19 protein-coding genes are annotated in these 17908 nt (G+C 70.5%); 9 read left to right on the top strand and 10 right to left on the bottom strand.

The window, feature by feature from the left end:
* Positions 1-79: 79 nt before the first annotated feature.
* Positions 80-1819 (top strand): lipid A export permease/ATP-binding protein MsbA, encoded by a 1740-nt coding sequence (gene msbA, locus KAK06_RS11645; protein ID WP_210802285.1) that lies wholly within the window; start codon positions 80-82, stop codon positions 1817-1819.
* An 11-nt stretch (positions 1820-1830) separates the two neighbouring features.
* On the top strand, positions 1831-2706 hold the full coding sequence (locus KAK06_RS11640; protein WP_210802284.1) for an aldo/keto reductase: 876 nt from the start codon (positions 1831-1833) through the stop codon (positions 2704-2706).
* A gap of 16 nt (positions 2707-2722) precedes the next feature.
* Here KAK06_RS11640 and speB read toward each other — a convergent pair whose 3' ends face one another.
* Positions 2723-3679, bottom strand: a complete 957-nt coding sequence (speB, locus tag KAK06_RS11635) for an agmatinase (RefSeq protein WP_210802283.1) — start codon at positions 3677-3679, stop codon at positions 2723-2725.
* An 82-nt stretch (positions 3680-3761) separates the two neighbouring features.
* Here speB and KAK06_RS11630 point away from each other — a divergent pair, with 82 nt between their 5' ends.
* Both KAK06_RS11630 and KAK06_RS11625 read left to right on the top strand, forming a co-directional pair.
* Positions 3762-4715, top strand: a complete 954-nt coding sequence (locus tag KAK06_RS11630) for a LysR family transcriptional regulator (RefSeq protein ID WP_210802282.1) — start codon at positions 3762-3764, stop codon at positions 4713-4715.
* Positions 4712-5332, top strand: coding sequence for a hypothetical protein (locus KAK06_RS11625; RefSeq protein ID WP_210802281.1), 621 nt, complete (start codon positions 4712-4714; stop codon positions 5330-5332). Before KAK06_RS11630 ends, KAK06_RS11625 begins: the two co-directional genes overlap by 4 nt.
* Positions 5333-5341: 9 nt before the next feature.
* Here KAK06_RS11625 and rng read toward each other — a convergent pair whose 3' ends face one another.
* Genes rng through KAK06_RS11580 form a run of 9 tightly spaced genes read right to left on the bottom strand, consistent with a single transcriptional unit; the run spans position 5342 to position 12858 of the window.
* Positions 5342-6817 (bottom strand): ribonuclease G, encoded by a 1476-nt coding sequence (gene rng / locus KAK06_RS11620; RefSeq protein WP_210802280.1) that lies wholly within the window; start codon positions 6815-6817, stop codon positions 5342-5344.
* 49 nt (positions 6818-6866) lie between these two features.
* Positions 6867-7469 (bottom strand): Maf family protein, encoded by a 603-nt coding sequence (locus KAK06_RS11615; protein ID WP_210802279.1) that lies wholly within the window; start codon positions 7467-7469, stop codon positions 6867-6869.
* On the bottom strand, positions 7469-7936 hold the full coding sequence (gene rlmH, locus KAK06_RS11610) for a 23S rRNA (pseudouridine(1915)-N(3))-methyltransferase RlmH (RefSeq protein WP_210802278.1): 468 nt from the start codon (positions 7934-7936) through the stop codon (positions 7469-7471). The genes KAK06_RS11615 and rlmH overlap by 1 nt, the downstream gene beginning before the upstream one ends.
* A gap of 9 nt (positions 7937-7945) precedes the next feature.
* Positions 7946-8680 carry a ribosome silencing factor gene (rsfS, locus tag KAK06_RS11605; protein WP_210802277.1) on the bottom strand — a complete coding sequence of 245 codons (735 nt, stop codon included), beginning with the start codon at positions 8678-8680 and terminating at the stop codon, positions 7946-7948.
* 16 nt (positions 8681-8696) lie between these two features.
* Complete coding sequence (gene nadD, locus KAK06_RS11600; protein WP_210802276.1) at positions 8697-9296, bottom strand: nicotinate (nicotinamide) nucleotide adenylyltransferase; 600 nt, start codon at positions 9294-9296, stop codon at positions 8697-8699.
* Positions 9293-10210 carry an oxygen-dependent coproporphyrinogen oxidase gene (gene hemF, locus KAK06_RS11595; protein WP_210802275.1) on the bottom strand — a complete coding sequence of 306 codons (918 nt, stop codon included), beginning with the start codon at positions 10208-10210 and terminating at the stop codon, positions 9293-9295. The genes nadD and hemF overlap by 4 nt, the downstream gene beginning before the upstream one ends.
* 17 nt (positions 10211-10227) lie before the next feature.
* Positions 10228-10821 (bottom strand): 1-acyl-sn-glycerol-3-phosphate acyltransferase, encoded by a 594-nt coding sequence (locus KAK06_RS11590; RefSeq protein WP_210802274.1) that lies wholly within the window; start codon positions 10819-10821, stop codon positions 10228-10230.
* Positions 10822-10840: 19 nt separating this feature from the next.
* A complete protein-coding gene (gene purD / locus KAK06_RS11585) occupies positions 10841-12130 on the bottom strand; it encodes a phosphoribosylamine--glycine ligase (protein WP_210802273.1) in 1290 nt (429 codons plus the stop codon).
* Between the two features lie 5 nt (positions 12131-12135).
* Complete coding sequence (locus KAK06_RS11580; protein WP_210802272.1) at positions 12136-12858, bottom strand: YebC/PmpR family DNA-binding transcriptional regulator; 723 nt, start codon at positions 12856-12858, stop codon at positions 12136-12138.
* A 131-nt stretch (positions 12859-12989) separates the two neighbouring features.
* On the opposite strand from KAK06_RS11580, the gene KAK06_RS11575 reads away from it, so the two are divergent.
* The 5 genes from KAK06_RS11575 (at position 12990) to KAK06_RS11555 (ending at position 17908) form a co-directional block, all read left to right on the top strand.
* Positions 12990-14546, top strand: coding sequence for a helicase HerA-like C-terminal domain-containing protein (locus tag KAK06_RS11575; protein WP_210802271.1), 1557 nt, complete (start codon positions 12990-12992; stop codon positions 14544-14546).
* 123 nt (positions 14547-14669) lie between these two features.
* Positions 14670-15212 (top strand): hypothetical protein, encoded by a 543-nt coding sequence (locus KAK06_RS11570; RefSeq protein WP_210802270.1) that lies wholly within the window; start codon positions 14670-14672, stop codon positions 15210-15212.
* Positions 15209-15907 (top strand): ABC transporter ATP-binding protein, encoded by a 699-nt coding sequence (locus tag KAK06_RS11565; RefSeq protein WP_210802269.1) that lies wholly within the window; start codon positions 15209-15211, stop codon positions 15905-15907. Before KAK06_RS11570 ends, KAK06_RS11565 begins: the two co-directional genes overlap by 4 nt.
* On the top strand, positions 15904-17112 hold the full coding sequence (locus KAK06_RS11560) for an FtsX-like permease family protein (RefSeq protein ID WP_210802268.1): 1209 nt from the start codon (positions 15904-15906) through the stop codon (positions 17110-17112). The genes KAK06_RS11565 and KAK06_RS11560 overlap by 4 nt, the downstream gene beginning before the upstream one ends.
* A 13-nt stretch (positions 17113-17125) precedes the next feature.
* Positions 17126-17908 carry an outer membrane lipoprotein-sorting protein gene (locus KAK06_RS11555; protein ID WP_210802267.1) on the top strand — a complete coding sequence of 261 codons (783 nt, stop codon included), beginning with the start codon at positions 17126-17128 and terminating at the stop codon, positions 17906-17908.

The following is a 17908-nucleotide window of genomic DNA, read 5'->3' as shown; positions in this document are numbered from 1 at the left end:
GCTGAAAAAGGTTCCCTGGCCAGGGGGGCCGGGGCATCGGGCGGGATTGTAGGCAGGCACGGTCGATAATCCGGTACCGATGAGTGACCGACCCACCGACAGCCTGTCCACCCGCGCCCGCCGGCTGGCCCCCTACTTCCGCAGCGCGCGCGGTGCCTGGGCCGTGGCCGTGGTGGCCTCGGTCTTCACCGCCGCCACCGAGCCGCTCACCGCTTGGCTGATGGGCCCGCTGATCGACCAGGGCTTTCACGGCGGCCAGATCCCGCTGTGGTGGGTGCCGCTGGTGATCGTCGGCCTGTTCGTGGTGCGTGGCATCTCCACCTTCGTGGCCAACTATGCGCTGGCCTGGTCGGCCAACCAGGGGGTGCTGGCCTTGCGCCGCGCGGCCTTCAGCCACCTGCTGCGCGCCGCCCCCGACCTGTTCGGCCGCCACAGCGCCAGCAGCCTGACCAACACCCTGGTCTACGAGGTGCAGAGCGGCGCGCAGTTGCTGGTCATTGCGGTCAACACCCTGGTCAAGGACTCGCTGACGCTGCTGGGCCTGTTCGGCTACCTGTTGTGGCTGAACTGGAAGCTGACGCTGCTGGTGACAGTGATGATCCCGGCGGTGGGCTGGGTGATGCGGGTGTCCAGCAAGCGCCTGCGGCGCCTGGCGCGCGAAGGCCAGGGCGCCACCGACGAGCTGGCCTATGTGGTCGAGGAGAACGTGCTGGCCTGGCGCGTGGTGCGCCTGCACGGCGCGGCCGAGCAGCAAGGCGGCCGCTTCGAGCAGGCCAGCCAACGCCTGCGCCGCCTGCTGCTCAAGACCGTGGCGGCCGGGGCCTCGATCACGCCGATCACCCAGGTGCTGGCCTCGATCGCGATGTCGATGGTGATCACCGTGGCGCTGTGGCAAAGCCAGAGTTCGCAGGCCTCGGTGGGCAGCTTCGTGTCCTTCATCACCGCGATGCTGATGCTGATTACGCCGATCAAGCACCTGACCGATGTGATGTCGTCGATGACCCGCGGCCTGGCGGCGCTGGAGCGCGGGCTGGACCTGGTCGAGACCTTCCCGGTCGAGCGTGGCGGCAGCCACGCGCCTGCGCAGTGCCGCGGCGAGCTGCAGCTGCAGCAGGTGACGCTGCGCTACCGCGACGACCAGGCCCCTGCCGTGGACCGGCTGGATCTGCACCTGGTGCCCGGCCAGACCGTGGCCCTGGTCGGGCCCTCGGGTGCCGGCAAGTCAAGCGTCGCGCACCTGCTGCCGCGCTTCATTGAGCCCACGCAGGGCCGCATCCTGCTGGACGGTGTGCCGCTGCCCGACTGGGACGTGACCTCGATGCGCCGCCACTTCGCGTTTGTCAGCCAGGATGTGGTGCTGTTCAACGACAGCGTGGCCGCCAATGTGGCGCTGGGCGAGATGCCCGACGAGGCCCGCCTGCGCGCCGCACTGGCCAGCGCCAACCTGCTGGACTTTGCGCTGGGCCTGCCGCAGGGCCTGGACACGGTGATCGGCCACAACGGCAGCGCGCTCAGCGGCGGCCAGCGCCAGCGCCTGGCGATCGCCCGGGCCCTGTACAAGGACGCGCCGATCCTGATCCTCGATGAGGCCACGTCGGCACTCGATGCCGAGAGCGAGCACCTGATCCAGCAGGCCCTGGACCGCCTGATGCAGGGCCGCACCACGCTGGTCATCGCCCACCGCCTGTCCACCATTGAGCGCGCCGACCGCATCGTCGCGATGGAGGCTGGCCGCATCGTCGAGCAAGGCAGCCACACCGAGCTGCTGGCCCATGGTGGCCTGTACGCCAAGCTGCATGCGATGCAGTTCCGCACCTGAAGGACCCGCCGATGGACGCCCTGCAGCTGTCACCGATCGTCGCCGGCGCCTGGCGGCTGGCCAGCTGGGACTGGACACCGCAGCAGCGCCTGGCCTGGATCGAGGGCCTGGCCCAGCGTGGCCTCACCAGCTTCGACCACGCCGACATCTACGGCGGCTACAGCGTCGAGGGCCTGTTCGGCGAGGCGCTGGCGCTGCGCCCGGGCCTGCGCGATCAGCTGCAACTGGTCAGCAAATGCGGCATCCAACTGGTCTCACCGGCCCGCCCCGGCAACGCGATCAAGCACTACGACACCAGCGCGGCGCATGTCACGGCCTCGGTCGAGCAGTCGCTGCGCGCACTGCGCACCGACCGGCTCGATCTGCTGCTGATCCACCGCCCCGACCACCTGATGGACGCCGACGAGCTGGCCGCGTGCTTCGAGCGCTTGCGCCGCGACGGCAAGGTGCTGCACTTTGGCGCCTCGAACTTCACGCCGCCGCAGTTTGAGCTGCTGCACAGCCGCATCGCGCTGGCCACCAACCAGGTCGAGTGCTCCTTGCTGCACCTGGACGCGCTGGACGACGGGACCTTCGATCAGGCCCAGCGCCTGCGCTGCCGGCCGATGATCTGGTCGCCGCTGGCCGGCGGCCGGCTGTACAGCGAGGACAGCCCCGCCGCCCACCGCGTGCGCTGGGTGCTGGGCGAGATCAGCGCGCGCCTGGGCTGCACGCCCACCACGCTGGCGCTGGCCTGGCTGCTGCGCCACCCGGCGCGGCCCTGGCCCTTGATCGGCTCGCGCCGGCTGGAGGCCGCCGACGAGGCGCTGGCCGCCACCCGCCTGGACCTGTCGCGCCAGGACTGGTACCGGCTGTGGAGCGCCAGCACCGGGCGCGAGGTGGCCTGAGCCGCTGGCGGCGGACTCAGGCAGGGCGCCTGGCCGCCAGCAGACACAGCTGCTCCGCAGCCACATGCGCGGCGGCCAGCGCGGTGATCTCGGCGTGGTCGTAGGCGGGCGCCACCTCCACCACGTCCAGACCGGCCAGGTCCAGCGGCTGCAGGCCGCGCAGGATGCGCTGCGCCTGCGCCATGCTCAGGCCACCGCTGACCGGCGTGCCGGTGCCGGGCGCGAAGGCCGGGTCCAGGCAGTCGATGTCGAAGGTCAGGTAGGTGGGGGCGTCGCCGACGATCTCGACGATGCGCTGGGCGATCGCCGCGGGGCCGCGCTCATGCACGGCGTCGGCGCCCAGGATCTCGATGCCCATGAAGTCGTCGTTCCAGGTGCGGATGCCCACCTGCACCGAGCGCTTCGGATCGACCAGGCCCTCCTTCACCGCCTTGTAGAACATCGTGCCGTGGTTGAGCGAATCGGGCTCGTCGTCGGCCCAGGTGTCGCAATGCGCGTCGAAATGCACCAGCGCCAACGGCCGGCCCAGGCGCTCGGCATGGGCGCGCAGCAGCGGGTAGGTGATGTAGTGGTCGCCGCCCAGCGTCAGCATCTTGGCGCCGCTGGCCAGGATCGATCGCGCATGGTTGGCGATCGCGTCATGCACGGTGTGCGGGCGGTGCATGTCCAGCACGCAGTCGCCCCAGTCGATCACGTTCAGGCGCTCGCAGGGGCTGAAGCCCCAGGGGTGCAGGCGCTCATTGAGTTGCACCGTGGCGGCGCGGATCGCCCGCGGGCCCAGCCGGGCGCCGGTGCGGTAGGTGGTGGCAATGTCCAGCGGCACGCCCGAGACCACCACATCCACGCCGTCAAGCTGGCGGGTGAAGCGCCGGCGCATGAACGAGGGCACGCCAGCATAGGCGGCCTCGAAATCGACGCCGGGCTCGGCCGGGCGGTGGATGGCGTGGTCATTGACCGGGGTCGCGGGGTTCATCAGCGGTATTCAATGGACTGTTGCAATGCCGCTATCGTGGCCCGACACTCCCATGGCGTCTATTAGCCGGGTTCGATCCGCTATGAATATTCCTGATACCTTGCCGCGCGCCGACCTGCCCTTTGCCGGTCTGGTGGCCTTTGTCGCGGCGGCCCGGCATGGCAGCGTCTCGCGCGCGGCCGAGGACCTGGCGCTGACCCAATCCGCCGTGAGCCAGCGCATCCTGAAGCTGGAGGCCCACGTCGGCCAGCGCCTGTTCCTGCGCCAGGGGCACGGGGTCAAGCTGACCGGCGCGGGCGAGCTGCTGCTGCAGACCGCGGCCGACACCCTGGCGCGGCTGCAGGCCGGCCTGGAGCGCATCGAGCCCTACCGCAGCAAGGCCTCGCTGCTGATCGGCTGCCCCAATGACATCGCCCAGGGCTGGCTGCTGCCCCGGCTGGGCGAGCTGCGGGCCCTGCACCCGGGCCTGGAGGTGTGGCTGCTGTCCGACCGCGAGCTGACCGACATCGACCGCATCGACGTGGACCTGGTGATCTCGCGCCGGCCGCTGCGCCGCACCGACGTGGAATGCATTCCCTGGCTGACCGACCGCTCGATCGCGGTGGCCGGCCCGCGCACCGCCGAGCGCCTGGCCGCCCTGCCCTGGCCGCGCCTGCTGGCCAAGGCGCCGGTGCTGCTGCTGGAGAGCGAACCCGAATGGGCAGGCCGCCTGGCCAGCGCCGCAGCCAAGGCGGTCAAGGGCCAGCAGCGTGCCGCCACCTTGCACGACGAAAACCTGTTGCTGGAGGCCGCTGCACTGGAGCACGGTGTGGCCTGCGTCTCGGCCCTGCTGGCCGGCCAGGCCCTGGCCAGCGGCCGCCTGGTGGCCCTGCCCCAGGTGCCCGAGGCGCCGCGCCCCGGCCTGTGGCTGATGCGCAGTCGGCTGACCGCGCGCACACCGCTGGTTGATCTGGCGTGGCGCTGGCTGCAGGCCGCCGACGCCATACTGGTGCCCCGCCCGGCCACCGGGCTGGCATCTGAGGAGACGAACCGATGAGCGGCATGCGGTCCTTTCGCCACGTCGGCGCCTGGCTGTCAGCCAGTCTGCTTGTGCTGGGCACCTCGCTGGCCGCGGCAGCACCCCCGGCCCTGAGCGACCCGTCCCCCTCGGGTCTGGCCCGGGGCTTCGAGGCCGAGCGCGGCCGCTGGCAGAGCCATGAGCGCATGTTGCAGGGCTATTCGGCCGAGGGCGCCAGCGTCAACCTCTGGCGTGAGCGCGGCCAGTTGCGCAAGATCGAGCTGACCGCGCTGGGCGAGCGCGGCCGGGTGCTGGCCGAGTTCTACTGGCGCGCCGGCCACCTGGTCTCGGCGCGTGAGCGGCGCATGGACTACGGCCGCCACCTCATGGAGATCCCCGCCGATCAGCCCACGCCGATGAGCGTGGTGCAGGACGATGTGATCGACTACGCCGGCGGTCTGCCCCGCCTGTGGTGGCGTGACGGCAACCCGGGCCAGCCCCGCACCGCGGAGGCTCGCAGCCGAGCCCGCGAACTGGGCCGTCTGGCCGATTCCTTGCGCCGCCTGGGCACCCTGCCACCACCCGCCAAAGGCTGCGAATGGCAATGCGGCACCGACTGGGACACCGGGCGCTGCGCGCGCTTCGTCTGCCGCTGAGAACCCGCCTCAGATCAGCACGATGTCGTACTGCTCCGGCGTCATCGTCGGCTCGGCCGACAGCGAGATCGGCTTGCCGATGAAGGCCGACAGGTCGGCCAGGTGGGCGCTTTCCTCGTCGAGCAGCATCTCGACCACGCCGGCGCTGGCGACCACGCGGATTTCCTTGGGGTCGAACTGGCGCGCCTCGCGCAGGATCTCGCGCAGCACGTCGTAGCACACGGTGCGTGCGGTCTTGACCTGGCCCTTGCCCTCGCAGGTGGGACAGGGCTGGCACAGCATGTGGGCCAGGCTCTCGCGGGTGCGCTTGCGCGTCATCTCGACCAGGCCCAGCTGGGTGAAGCCGCTGACCGTGGTCTTGGTGCGGTCCTTGGCCAGCTGCTTGCGGAACTCGGCCAGCACCTGCTGCTGGTGCGCCTCGTGGGCCATGTCGATGAAGTCGACGATGATGATGCCGCCCAGGTTGCGCAGGCGCAGCTGGCGGGCAATCGCCAGCGCCGCCTCGAGGTTGGTCTTGAAGATCGTGTCGTCGAAGTTGCGCGCGCCCACGTAGCCGCCGGTGTTGACGTCCACCGTGGTCAGCGCCTCGGTCTGGTCGATGATCAGGTAGCCGCCCGACTTCAGCTCCACCCGGCGCGCCAGCGCGCGGGCGATTTCTTCCTCGATGCCGTAGAGGTCGAAGATCGGCCGCTCGCCGCGGTAGTGTTCGAGCTTGGCCACCGCGGTGGGCGTGTAGGCCTGGCCGAACTCGCGCAGCAGGTCGAACTGCATCTTCGAGTCGATGCGGATGGTCTGGGTCTGCTCGCTGGCCATGTCGCGCAGCACGCGCTCGGCCAGGCTCAGGTCCTGGTGCAACAGACTGCCGGCGGGTTGGGCCAGCGCGCGCTGGCGGATGTCGGCCCAGGCCTTGCGCAGGTAAGCGATGTCGTCGGCCAGCTCCTGGTCGCTGGCCTCCTCGGCATTGGTGCGCAGGATAAAGCCGCCGCCACCGCCCTCTTCCGGCTTGCCCACCAGGGCCTGCATGCGGGTGCGCAGTTGCTCGCGGGTCTCGGCCGAGCCGATCTTCTGCGAGATGCCGATGTGGTTGTCCTGCGGCAGAAAGACCAGCATGCGCCCGGCGATGCTGACCTGCGTGGACAGGCGCGCGCCCTTGGTGCCGATCGGGTCCTTGATGACCTGCACCATCAGCGTCTGGCCCTCGAAGACCTGCTTCTCGATCGGCACCGGCGGTGTGGCGTCGCGGCCGTGGCCGATGCTGCCGCTGGTGTGCAGGTCGGCCACGTGCAGGAAGGCAGCGCGCTCCAGGCCGATGTCGATGAAGGCGCTTTGCATGCCAGGCAGCACGCGCGCGACCTTGCCCAGGTAGATATTGCCCACCAGACCGCGCTCCAGCGTGCGCTCGATGTGCAGCTCCTGCACGGCGCCGTTCTCGATGAGGGCGACGCGGGTCTCCTGTGGAGCCCAGTTGATCAGGATGTCATGCATGGCCGGGCTGGGTCTCTTCTGGGCCGCCGCAGCCTGCGCTGCCGTTTCCTCAGAAGCGCACGCGGGCCTGACGCAGCAGCTGGGTGGTCTCGTACAGGGGCAAACCCATGATACCGGAGTAGCTGCCGCGGATCGTGGGGATCCACCCGCCCAGCGAGCTCTGGATGGCGTAGGCGCCGGCCTTGCCGAAGGGCTCGCCGCTGGCCACGTAGGCCTCGATCACCGCCTCGGGCAGCTCGGCAAAACGCACGGCCGAGTCGCTCAGCGCAAAGAGGCTGCGCCGACCGTCCCACACGGCCACCGCGGTCAGCACATGGTGCAGCCGGCCCGACAGCGCGCGAAGCGTGGCTGTGGCGTCGTGCGCATCGGTCGGCTTGCCCAGGATGCGCCGCCCCAACGCGACGGTGGTGTCGGAGCACAGGATGGGCGCCGGTGGCAGGCCGCGAGCGATCAGGCGCGCGCGCGCGGCCTGGAGCTTGGCGCGGGTGGCGCGCTCGACGTAATCGCGCGGCGCCTCGCCGACACGCGTGGCCTCCAGCGCTTCGGCGTCCTCGTCGGGGCCGGGCAGCAGCAGCTCGTGGCGCACACCCAGTTGATCGAGCAATTGGCGCCGGCGCGGGCTTTGCGAGGCCAGGTAGACGATGTCGTGCATCACTCGCGGTGGTAGGGATGACCGTTGCGCAGCGACCAGGCGCGGTACAGCGCCTCGGCCAGGATGATGCGCACAAAGGCGTGCGGCAGGGTCAGGTCCGACAGCCGCAGGCTCTCATCGGCCGTGGCCTTCAGCGCCGGATCCAGCCCGTCAGGGCCGCCGATGAAGAAGGCCACGTCGCGGCCATCGCCCAGCCAGAACTCCAGCCGCTTGGCCAGGTCCACGGTGCTCAGGCGTGTGCCGCGCTCGTCCAGCAGCACGCGGCGCGCGCCCTTGGGAATGGCCTCGTCCAGGCGCCTGGCCTCGGCGGCCATCAGTTGCTCGGCCGACTTGCCGCCACGCGGCTCGGCCTTCACCGCCTTCAGCTCCAGCCGCAGGTCGGGCGGGAAACGCTTGGCGAAGTCCTCGTACGCCGCGTCGGCCCAGGCCGGCTGACGCTGGCCGACGGCGGCGATCACCAGCTTCATCGCCGGGGATCAGCGGCCGGTCTTCTTCGGGGTGGCCTTCTTGGCCGCCGTTTTCTTGGCAGCCGGCTTGACCACCACCAGCTTCATCGGCGTCTTGGCAGCCGCGCTCTTGCGGGCCGGCGCCTTGGCCACGGTGCCGCTGGTACTGCGGGTGGCGGCTTTCTTGGGTGCCGTCGTGGCGGAGGCGGCCTTCCTGGGCGCCGCCTTGGCCGAGGCCAGACCGCCTGCGGTGACCTTGCGCGCTGGTGCCGGCTTGGCCGGCTTGGCTGCCTTGGCGGGCTTCTCCAGCGCGGCCTGGCCGGCGGCCGAGCGCGCGGTGGCGCTGGCCTTTTTGGCGGGGGCCTTCTTCTTGGCTGCGGCGTCGCTGCCTTCGGAGGCCTTGACCAGGCCGGTCTTGGCGTCGCCCAGCTTCATCTTGACCGGCTTGCCGCCCCAGATCTCTTCCAGGCGGTAGTAGTCGCGGATCGCCGGCTGCATGATGTGGCAGACCGCCGCGCCGCAGTCGACGATGATCCACTCGCCGTTGTCCTCGCCCTCGCAGCGGGGCACGTCGAAGCCGGCGGCCTTGACCTCCTCGCGCACGCTGCTGGACAAGGCCTTGGTCTGGCGGTTGCTGGTGCCCGAGGCGATGATCACCCGCTCGAACAGGGGCGAGAGGTGCTCGGTGTTGAAGACCAGGATGTCCTGGGCCTTCACGTCCTCGAGGCCATCGACGATGGCGCGTTGCAGTTTGCGGATGTCCATGCGGTGTCCGGGCGGTTCAGACCCGGTAGAGGCGGTGTTGGTCAATATAGCGCGCCACCTCGGGGCCGACCAGCGGGGTGATGTCCTCGCCGGCGCGGACCTGTTGGCGGATATGGGTGGCGCTGATGGGGTGCTCGGGCAGCGGCAGCACCACCAACCGATGGCTGCCGGCCTGCCAATCGGCGGGCGGCTGCGGTGGCTGGCCGTGGCGGGCGGCGACGGCGAACTGCACCCAGGACCGCCATTGTGCCGCATCGCGCCAGGTGTCGATCCGGGCGTACTGGTCCTGGCCAATGACCAGCACCAGCTCGGCCCCCGGCTGCTCGGCCCGCAACTCGGTCAGGGTGTCAACGGTGTAGCTGGGGCCGGCGCGCTGCAGCTCGCGCTCGTCGACGACGCAGCCGGGCTCATCCGCCACCAGCAGGCGCACCATCGCCAGCCGGTGTTCGGCCGGGGCCAGTTCGCCCGCTGGCTTCTGCCAGGGCAGGCCAGCCGGCAACCAGCGCAGCTCGTCCAGGGCCAGCGTGTCGCGCGCCACGCGCGCCAAAGCCAGATGCGCCCGGTGCGGCGGATTGAAGCTCCCGCCGAACAGCCCTATCCGGCGAGGCGCGGTCACGGCCCCTCGTTCGCCCAATCGCGAGGCCGCAGGAAATCGGTGTAGAGCCTGGCCTCAGGCGTACCGGGCTCGGGCGCCCAGCTGTAGCGCCAGTTCACCACCGGCGGCATCGACATCAGGATCGCCTCGGTGCGGCCACCGGATTGCAGCCCGAACAAGGTGCCGCGGTCGAAGACCAGGTTGAACTCGACATAGCGGCCGCGGCGGTAGGCCTGGAAGTCGCGTTCGCGCTCGCCATAGGGCGTGTCGCGGCGCTTCTCGACGATGGGCACATAGGCGGCCAGGAAGGCGTCACCCACCGCCCGCGTCATCGCAAAGCTCTGCTCGAAGCCCAGCTCGTTGAAGTCGTCGTAGAAGATGCCGCCCACGCCGCGCGGCTCGTTGCGGTGCTTCAGGAAGAAGTAGTCGTCGCACCAGGCCTTGAAACGCTCATGCATGCCGGCCCAGGGCGAGAGCGCGTGGCGGCAGACGCGGTGGAAGTGCACCGCGTCGTCCTCGACGCCGTAATAGGGCGTCAGGTCCATGCCGCCGCCGAACCACACCACCGGCGCGCGGCCTTCGGGCATGGCGGCGAAGCAGCGCACGTTCAGGTGCACCGTGGGCACATGGGGGTTGCGCGGGTGGAAGACCAGCGACACGCCCATCGCCTCGAACGGGGCGCCGGCCAGCTCAGGCCGGTGCGCGGTGGCCGACGGCGGCAGCGTCTTGCCCTTGACGTGGCTGAAGTTGCAGCCGCCGCGCTCCAGCACGCCGCCACCCTCGATCAGGCGGGTGATGCCATCGCCCTCCAGCCGGCCACCGGGCTCGCGGGTCCAGGTGTCGGTCAGGAAGGACTGGCCGTCAAAGGCCTCGGCGCCAGCGACGATGCGCCGCTGAAGGTCCAGGAAGTAGTGGCGCAGGGCCTGGGTGTCCATGGCGGGCTCTCGGTTGATCAGGGGAGGCGAACGGGGGCGGCCAGCTCCGGCCGCCGGCCTCGCACGCCCTGGTAGCAGGTGGCCAGCACGGCCATGTCGGCAGCAGCATCTTCGCTGAGCATCAGGAAGTGTTCCACGCCCACCCGTTTGCGGCCGTAGTCGAAAAACACCAGGCCCACCGGCACCCCCGCCTGCAGGGCCAGCTGGTGGAAACCGCTGCGCCAGTGCGGCTGCAGGCTGCGCGTGCCCTCCGGGGTCAGGGCCAGCCACAACGGGGCCTGGGATTCACGCGCTGCGGCGAACCGCGCCACCATGGCTCCGACCATGCCATGCGGGCCGCTGCGGTCCACCGGCAGGCCCCCCATCCAGCGCAGCCAGCGACCGAAGAGCGGGACCCTGAACAGGCTGTCCTTGGCCCAGAAGTGCGCCGGAAAACCCGCGCCCAGCTTGAAGAACAGGGCCAGCACGAAGTCCCAGTTCGATGTGTGCGGGTAGCCGATGAACACGCCCTGCTGCGCCGGCAGGCCGTCGAACACCAACTGCCATCCGGCCAGCCGCAGCACCGCCCGCGCCCAGGCCCGCCCGACCGGGCGCACCGGGCGCTCGGTCAACCAGCGCGTGCCTGCCGGCTCAGCGCTTGATGGCACGATGACCGATGTCAGTGCGCCATTGCGCGCCATCGAAACCGATGGGGGCGAGGGCCTCGTAGGCGCGCTGCTGCGCCGCCTTGGCCGAGTCCCCCAGTGCGGTCACGCACAGCACGCGGCCACCGGTGGTGCGCACCTGGCCGTCGACCAGCTCGGTGCCGGCGTGGAAAACCACGGCGTCCTCGGTGCCCGCGGCCTGGGCCGGCAGGCCGTGGATGGCGTCGCCCTTGCGCGGCGTGCCGGGGTAGTTGTGGGCAGCCATCACCACACCCAGGGCCACGCGCCGGTCCCACTCCAGCTCGACCTGGTCGAGCCGGCCCTCGGTGGCGGCCAGCAGCACATCCACCAGGTCGGACTTCAGCCGCATCAGGATGGGCTGGGTCTCGGGGTCGCCCATGCGGGTGTTGAACTCCAGCGTCTTGACCGCGCCATCGGGCGAGATCATCAGACCGGCGTACAGAAAGCCGGTGAACGGGATGCCGTCCTTGGCCATGCCGTTGATCGTGGGCAGGATGATCTCCTGCATCGCCTTGGCATGCACATTGGGCGTGACCACCGGGGCGGGCGAGTAGGCGCCCATGCCGCCGGTGTTGGGGCCGGTGTCGCCGTCGCCGATGCGCTTGTGGTCCTGGCTGGTGGCCAGGGGCAACACATGCTTGCCATCGCACAGGACGATGAAGCTGGCTTCCTCGCCCTGCAGGAACTCCTCGATCACCACGCGCGCGCCGCCGGCGTTGTGGACCACGCCCAGCGTGTTGTCCTCCAGCATGAAGCGCACGGCCTCGTGGGCCTCGGCCAGTGTCATCGCCACCACCACGCCCTTGCCGGCGGCCAGGCCATCGGCCTTGACCACGATGGGCGCGCCGATGCGGTCGATGTAGGCATGGGCCTCGGCGGGGTCGGTGAACGTGCCATAGGCCGCGGTGGGAATGCCATGGCGCGCCATGAAGGCCTTGGCGAAAGCCTTGGAGCTCTCCAGCTGCGCCGCCGCCTTGGTGGGGCCGAAGATGCGCAGACCGCGGGCACGGAAGACATCGACCACGCCCTGCGACAGCGGCGCCTCGGGGCCGACCACGGTCAGCCCCACCTTCTCGGCCTGGGCGAAATCCGCCAGCGCCACCGGGTCACTGATCGCCACATTGGTCAGGCGCTTGTCCAGCGCGGTACCGCCGTTGCCAGGTGCCACGAAGACGCGCTGCACCTTCTCGCTGTGCGCCAGCTTCCAGGCCAGCGCGTGTTCGCGGCCACCACCGCCGATGACGAGGACATTCATCGCGATCAGCCCAGTTCAGCGTTGTGGAAGACGTCCTGCACGTCGTCCAGGTCTTCAATGACGTCGAGCAGCTTTTGCATCTTCTCGGCGTCATCGCCGGACAGGGCAATCGTGTTCTCGGCGCGCATCGTCACCTCGGCGATCTCGGCGTTCAGGCCGGCAGCGGACAGGGCGTCGCGCACGGCCTCGAAATCGGCCGGGGCGGTCAACACCTCGATGGCGCCATCGTCGTCGGTGATGACGTCCTCGGCGCCCGCCTCCAGCGCCACTTCCATGACCTTGTCTTCGGAGGTGCCGGGCGCAAACACCAACTGGCCGCAGTGCTTGAACTGAAAGGCCACCGAGCCCTCGGTGCCCATGTTGCCGCCGTACTTGCTGAAAGCGTGACGGACCTCGGCCACGGTGCGCACGCGGTTGTCGGTCATGCAATCGATGATGATCGCCGCGCCGCCGATGCCGTAGCCCTCGTAGCGGATTTCCTCGTAGCTGACGCCCTCGAGGTTGCCGGTGGCCTTGTCGATGTTGCGCTTGACGGTGTCGGCCGGCAGGTTCACCGCCTTGGCCTTGTCGATCGCCAGCCGCAGCCGCGGGTTGGCCGACGGATCGCCGCCGCCGGTGCGGGCAGCCACCATGATTTCACGGATGACCCGGGTCCAGGCCTTGCCCCGCTTTTCGTCCTGGCGGCCCTTGCGGTGTTGGATATTGGCCCATTTGGAATGACCAGCCATGGCTTTTTTCTCCTGCCCTCTGGAGCGGCCGAGAGGGCCACCGGGGCGTCAGTGTTTTCTGGATAGACTCGTGATTTTACCGGGGGCGCGGCACACGCCCGTCCGGGCACTGTCTTCAGAGGAGAGCGCGCATGGCCGATCCCATCCTGGTCGCGAAGCACGGCACCGTCGAGTGCGTCCTGCTCCCGGCCCTGGCCAACCGCCACGGCCTGATCACCGGCGCCACCGGCACCGGCAAGACGATCACGCTGCAGAACCTGGCCGAGAACTTCTCGAAGATCGGCGTGCCGGTCTTCATGGCCGACGTCAAGGGCGACCTGACCGGCATCACCCACGCCGGCAGCGTGTCCGACAAGCTGGCCGCCGTGCTCAAGGAGCGTGGCCTGGACGCCCCCACCCCGCTGGCCTGCCCGGCCACGCTGTGGGACGTCTTTGGCGAGCTGGGCCACCCGGTGCGCGCCACCGTGTCCGACCTCGGCCCGCTGCTGCTGGGCCGCATGCTGGCGCTCAACGAGACCCAGTCGGGCGTGCTGAACCTGGTCTTCAAGATCGCCGACGACAACGGTCTGGCGCTGCTCGACCTGAAAGACCTGCGCGCGATGCTGCAGTACGTGGGCGACAACGCCAGCCAGTTCCAGACCGAGTACGGCAATGTCAGCCCGGCCAGCATCGGCGCCATCCAGCGCGGCCTGCTGCAGGTCGAGGAGCAAGGTGGCGACCAATTCTTCGGCGAGCCGATGCTGGACATCGCCGACTTCATGCAGACCGTCGATGGCCTGGGCGTGGTCAACATCCTGTCGGCCGACAAGCTGATGAACGCGCCGCGGCTGTACGCCACCTTCCTGCTGTGGATGCTGTCCGAGCTGTTCGAGAACCTGCCCGAGGTGGGCGACCTCGAGAAACCCAAGCTGGTGTTCTTCTTCGACGAGGCCCACCTGCTGTTCAAGGACGCGCCGGCGGCGCTGGTCGAGCGCATCGAGCTGGTGGTGCGCCTGGTGCGCTCCAAGGGGGTGGGCGTGTATTTCGTCACCCAGAACCCGCTGGACATTCCCGACACCGTGCTGGGCCAGCTGGGCAACCGGGTGCAGCACGCGCTGCGCGCCTTCACGCCACGCGACCAGAAGGCCGTCAAGAGCGCCGCCGAGACCATGCGCGCCAACCCCGGCCTGGACATCGCCACCGCGATCACCGAGCTGGGTGTGGGCGAGGCGCTGGTCAGCTTCCTCGATGCCAAGGGCCGTCCCAGCGTGACCGAGCGCGTCTATGTGCTGCCGCCGGGCAGCCAGATCGGCCCGATCAGCGCCGAGCAGCGCGCCCGGCTGCGCCAGACCTCGCTGGTGGCCGGCGTCTACGAGAAGCAGGTCGACCGCGAATCGGCCTATGAGAAGCTCAAGGGCCGCGCCGCCGCCACCGCCGGCAACGCCGAGTCCATGGCCGCCGAGGCCACCCGCGCCGCCAAGGGCGGCATGGCCGACGCCGCCCAGGGTGCGGCCCAGGAGGCCAGCGGCGGCCTGCTGGGCGGCCTGGGTGACCTGCTGTTCGGCTCCACCGGCCCGCGCGGTGGCCGCCACGACGGCCTGGCGCAAATGGCGGCCAAGTCCGCCGTGCGCACCGTGGGCTCGGCCGTGGGCCGCGAGATAGTCCGCGGCGTGCTGGGCAGCCTGCTGGGCGGCTCCAAGCGCCGCTGAACCTGCACCACTGACGCCGGGCTGGCCGCGTTTCGCGCCGGCCGGCCACCGTTCGTCGCAGCCGCATGGCCGCCCGCCGGGGCGATGGGAACACTGCCTCCCATCGACACCCCGGAGGACCCCATGCGCACCCCATCCCTCTCCCGCCGCCAGTGGCTCGCCGTCCTGGCGCTGAGCGCGGCCGCCCTGGCCACACCCAGCCAGGCCGCTGACAGCTTTGCCAGCGCCCAGCAGAGCTTTGCCCGTGCCCAGCAGGGCGACAGCGCCGCGGTCGAGGCCGCCGCAGCCCAGTTCGCCCGCCTGTCGGCCGCCAGCCCGACCGACCCGGTGCTGATGGCCTACGCCGGCGCCAGCGAGTCCATGCGCGCCACCACCACCTGGATGCCCTGGCGCAAGATGCGCCACGCCGAGGACGGCCTGGCGCTGCTGGACAAGGCGCTGAGCCTGGCCGCCGCTGCGGGCAGCGCCGCCGGCCCTTCAGGTGCGCCAGCGGTGCTGGAGACACGTTTCGTCGCCGCCAGCACCTTCCTGGCCCTGCCGTCGATGTTCAACCGCCAGGAGCGCGGCCGCGCCCTGCTGGCCCAGGTGCAGGCTGACCCACTGTTCGCCAGCGCACCCGCCGGATTCCGCCAGTCGGTGCAGCAACGCGCCGGGGTCTCGCGATGAGCAGCCCGGTGCTGAGCGCGCGCGGCCTGTGCAAGACCTACCGCCTGGGCACCCACGTGGTGCCGGCGCTGCAAGGCGTGGACCTGGACGTGCTGCCCGGCGAGATGCTGGCGCTGACCGGCCCGTCCGGCAGCGGCAAGAGCACGATCCTGAACCTGGCCGGCCTGATCGACCGCGCCGACCAGGGCGAGATCCGCCTGGGCGGCCAGGATGTCAGCCGGCTCGACGAGCGCGCCGCCACGCTGCTGCGCCGCGAGCAGCTGGGCTTCATCTTCCAGGGCTTCAACCTGGTGCCGGTGATGACGGTGGCCGACAACGTCGACTACCCGCTGTTCCTGGCCGGCCTGCCCGATGCCCAGCGCCGCCAGCGGGTGGCCGAGGCGCTGGACAGCGTGGGCCTGGCCGAGCACGCCGCGCACCGACCCGACGCGCTGTCGGGCGGCCAGCGCCAACGCGTGGCCATCGCCCGCGCGCTGGTCAAGCGCCCGCGCCTGGTGATCGCCGATGAGCCCACCGCCAGCCTCGACTCGCACACTGCCGACCAGGTGCTGGCGCTGATGCGCGAGCGCTGCCGCGCCGAGGGCGCCGCCTGCCTGATCGCCACCCACGACGCCCGCGTCGTCCACCGCTGCGACCGCGTGATCGCGCTGCAGGACGGCCGCATCGTCGCCCACACGCCGGAGGATTTCCAATGAAGTGGCTCAGCTACGCCTGGCGCAACACGCTGCGCAACCGGCGCCGCTCGGCGGTGACCGTGACGATCGCGGCGATGGGCACGGCCGCGATCCTGATGGCCGGCGGCTTCGCGCTGTCCACCTACCAGGCATTGGCCGAGAGCTCGGCCCGCACCACTGGCCACCTGATCATCGGCCAGCCGGCGCAGTTCGAGCGCGACGAGGACGTGCCGCTGCAACACGGCCTGGACGACTGGCCGCGCCTGCAGCAGCAACTGCTGGACGATCCGTCGGTGCGCCAGGTGCTGCCGCGCGTGGAGTTCAGTGGCCTGGTCAGCAATGGCGAGAAGTCCACGGTGATGATGGCCGTGGGCATCGCGCCCGACGCCGAGTTCGCGATCAAGGGCCCGTTCCTCACCGTCAGCGCCGGCCAGGTCCTGAGCGACCGCGACCGCGCCACCGTGATGCTGGGCGAAGGCCTGGCGCGCAGCCTGAAGGCCACGCCAGGCAGCTCGCTGACGCTGCTGGCCAGCACCACCGAAGGCGCACTCAACGCGCTGGACGTGACGGTCAAGGGCGTGTTCTCCACCGGCGTGCCCGAGATCGACAAGCGCCTGGTCTATACCGACGTGGCCACCGCCCAGCGCCTGCTGGTCAGCCAGCGCATCTCCAGCGCGGGTGTCTTCCTGGACCAGATGGACGCCACAGCGCCCGCCCAGGCCCGCTGGCAGGCCGCGCTGCCGGGCCTGGCGGTACGCACCTGGGTGGACCAGGCGCCGTTCTACCGCAGCGTCAAGGACCTGTACAACCGCATCTTCGGCGCGCTGGGGCTGATCATCGGCGTGATCGTCGTCTTCGTGGTGACCAATGCGATGGCCATGGCCATCGTCGAGCGCACCCGCGAGATCGGCACACTGCGGGCCATGGGCACGCTGCCCGGCCAGCTGATCGGCAGCTTTGCGCTGGAAGGCCTGGTGCTGGGCGGCGCGGGCACGGCGCTGGGTGCGCTGATCGCGGGGCTGGTCAGCCTGGCGCTGCTGGTGTTTCCGGTGCAGATGCCGCCGCCGCCGGGCCGCTCGGTGGGCTACCCGCTGCTGGTCTCGCCCGACCCGGCGCTCTACGCGCTGACCATCGGCGCCGTGCTGGCCCTGGCGGTGATCGCCGCCGCCCTGGTCGCTCGCCGCACTGTGCACCTGAGCGTGGTGGACGCCCTCGCCCATGTCTGACCTGGAGACCCCCATGAAAGCCAAGACCCTGGCCTGGATCGCCGCTGGCGCCCTGGTGAAGATCGGCCTGCTCGCCGGCCTGGCCTGGCACAGCGCCACCCGCGCCGCCGAACCCGACGTGCCCGCGCTGCTGCAAGCCGCCGACCGCTTCCGCACCGGCGCCGAGCGCCTGCAGGTGGAGACCCTGGTCACCACCACCCGGGCCGACGGATCGGCCGACAAGGAGCGCCGCTACACGGTGTTCGTGCAGGACCAGCACCGCTCGCTGGTGCTGATGCGCTCGCCCGCCGAGGCGGGCCAGAAGGTGTTGATGCTGGGCGACGACTTCTGGCTGCTGATGCCCGGCAGCCAGCGCGCGATGCGCATCACGCCCTCGCAGAAGCTGCTGGGCGATGCCTCCACCGGCGACATCGCCACGCTGTCCTGGGCCGAGGACTACGACGGCCGACTGGTCGGCGAGGAGCGATGCGAAGCCGAGGGCCCCGCCCGCCCCTGCCTGCACCTGACGCTGCAGGCGCGGCGCAAGGGCGTGAGCTACCAGCGCATCGAGCTGTGGCTGGGTAAGCCACGCCATGAGCCGGTGCGGGCCGAGTTGTATGTCCAGTCCGACAAGCTCGCCAAGCGTGCCCGCTTCGTGCTGGACCACGCCGGCACCCTGGTCAGCGAAATGCGGCTGCAGGACGAGCTGGGCAGCCGCGCCCAGACCCGCGTGCAGTACCTGTCGCGCCAGCCCAGGGCCGTGCCCGAGAACTGGCTGAATCCGATGTTCCTGGCCCGCAACCCCAGCCTGGAGTGA

The sequence above is a fragment of the Ideonella aquatica genome, assembly GCF_018069755.1.
GTDB lineage: Bacteria > Pseudomonadota > Gammaproteobacteria > Burkholderiales > Burkholderiaceae_C > Ideonella > Ideonella aquatica.
This window is presented reverse-complemented; position numbering and strand designations above follow the sequence as displayed.

Excerpts from the sequence above, each read along its gene's own strand:
- KAK06_RS11630 (WP_210802282.1), top strand. The coding sequence starts at position 3,762 with ATGAATATTCCTGATACCTTGCCGCGCGCCGACCTGCCCTTTGCCGGT.
- KAK06_RS11580 (WP_210802272.1), bottom strand. The coding sequence starts at position 12,858 with ATGGCTGGTCATTCCAAATGGGCCAATATCCAACACCGCAAGGGCCGC.
- KAK06_RS11555 (WP_210802267.1), top strand. The coding sequence starts at position 17,126 with ATGAAAGCCAAGACCCTGGCCTGGATCGCCGCTGGCGCCCTGGTGAAG.
- msbA (WP_210802285.1), top strand. The coding sequence starts at position 80 with ATGAGTGACCGACCCACCGACAGCCTGTCCACCCGCGCCCGCCGGCTG.
- rlmH (WP_210802278.1), bottom strand. The coding sequence starts at position 7,936 with ATGAAGCTGGTGATCGCCGCCGTCGGCCAGCGTCAGCCGGCCTGGGCC.
- KAK06_RS11640 (WP_210802284.1), top strand. The coding sequence starts at position 1,831 with ATGGACGCCCTGCAGCTGTCACCGATCGTCGCCGGCGCCTGGCGGCTG.
- speB (WP_210802283.1), bottom strand. The coding sequence starts at position 3,679 with ATGAACCCCGCGACCCCGGTCAATGACCACGCCATCCACCGCCCGGCC.
- KAK06_RS11570 (WP_210802270.1), top strand. The coding sequence starts at position 14,670 with ATGCGCACCCCATCCCTCTCCCGCCGCCAGTGGCTCGCCGTCCTGGCG.
- hemF (WP_210802275.1), bottom strand. The coding sequence starts at position 10,210 with ATGGACACCCAGGCCCTGCGCCACTACTTCCTGGACCTTCAGCGGCGC.
- KAK06_RS11565 (WP_210802269.1), top strand. The coding sequence starts at position 15,209 with ATGAGCAGCCCGGTGCTGAGCGCGCGCGGCCTGTGCAAGACCTACCGC.
- purD (WP_210802273.1), bottom strand. The coding sequence starts at position 12,130 with ATGAATGTCCTCGTCATCGGCGGTGGTGGCCGCGAACACGCGCTGGCC.
- KAK06_RS11625 (WP_210802281.1), top strand. The coding sequence starts at position 4,712 with ATGAGCGGCATGCGGTCCTTTCGCCACGTCGGCGCCTGGCTGTCAGCC.
- KAK06_RS11560 (WP_210802268.1), top strand. The coding sequence starts at position 15,904 with ATGAAGTGGCTCAGCTACGCCTGGCGCAACACGCTGCGCAACCGGCGC.
- KAK06_RS11615 (WP_210802279.1), bottom strand. The coding sequence starts at position 7,469 with ATGCACGACATCGTCTACCTGGCCTCGCAAAGCCCGCGCCGGCGCCAA.
- rng (WP_210802280.1), bottom strand. The coding sequence starts at position 6,817 with ATGCATGACATCCTGATCAACTGGGCTCCACAGGAGACCCGCGTCGCC.
- KAK06_RS11575 (WP_210802271.1), top strand. The coding sequence starts at position 12,990 with ATGGCCGATCCCATCCTGGTCGCGAAGCACGGCACCGTCGAGTGCGTC.
- rsfS (WP_210802277.1), bottom strand. The coding sequence starts at position 8,680 with ATGGACATCCGCAAACTGCAACGCGCCATCGTCGATGGCCTCGAGGAC.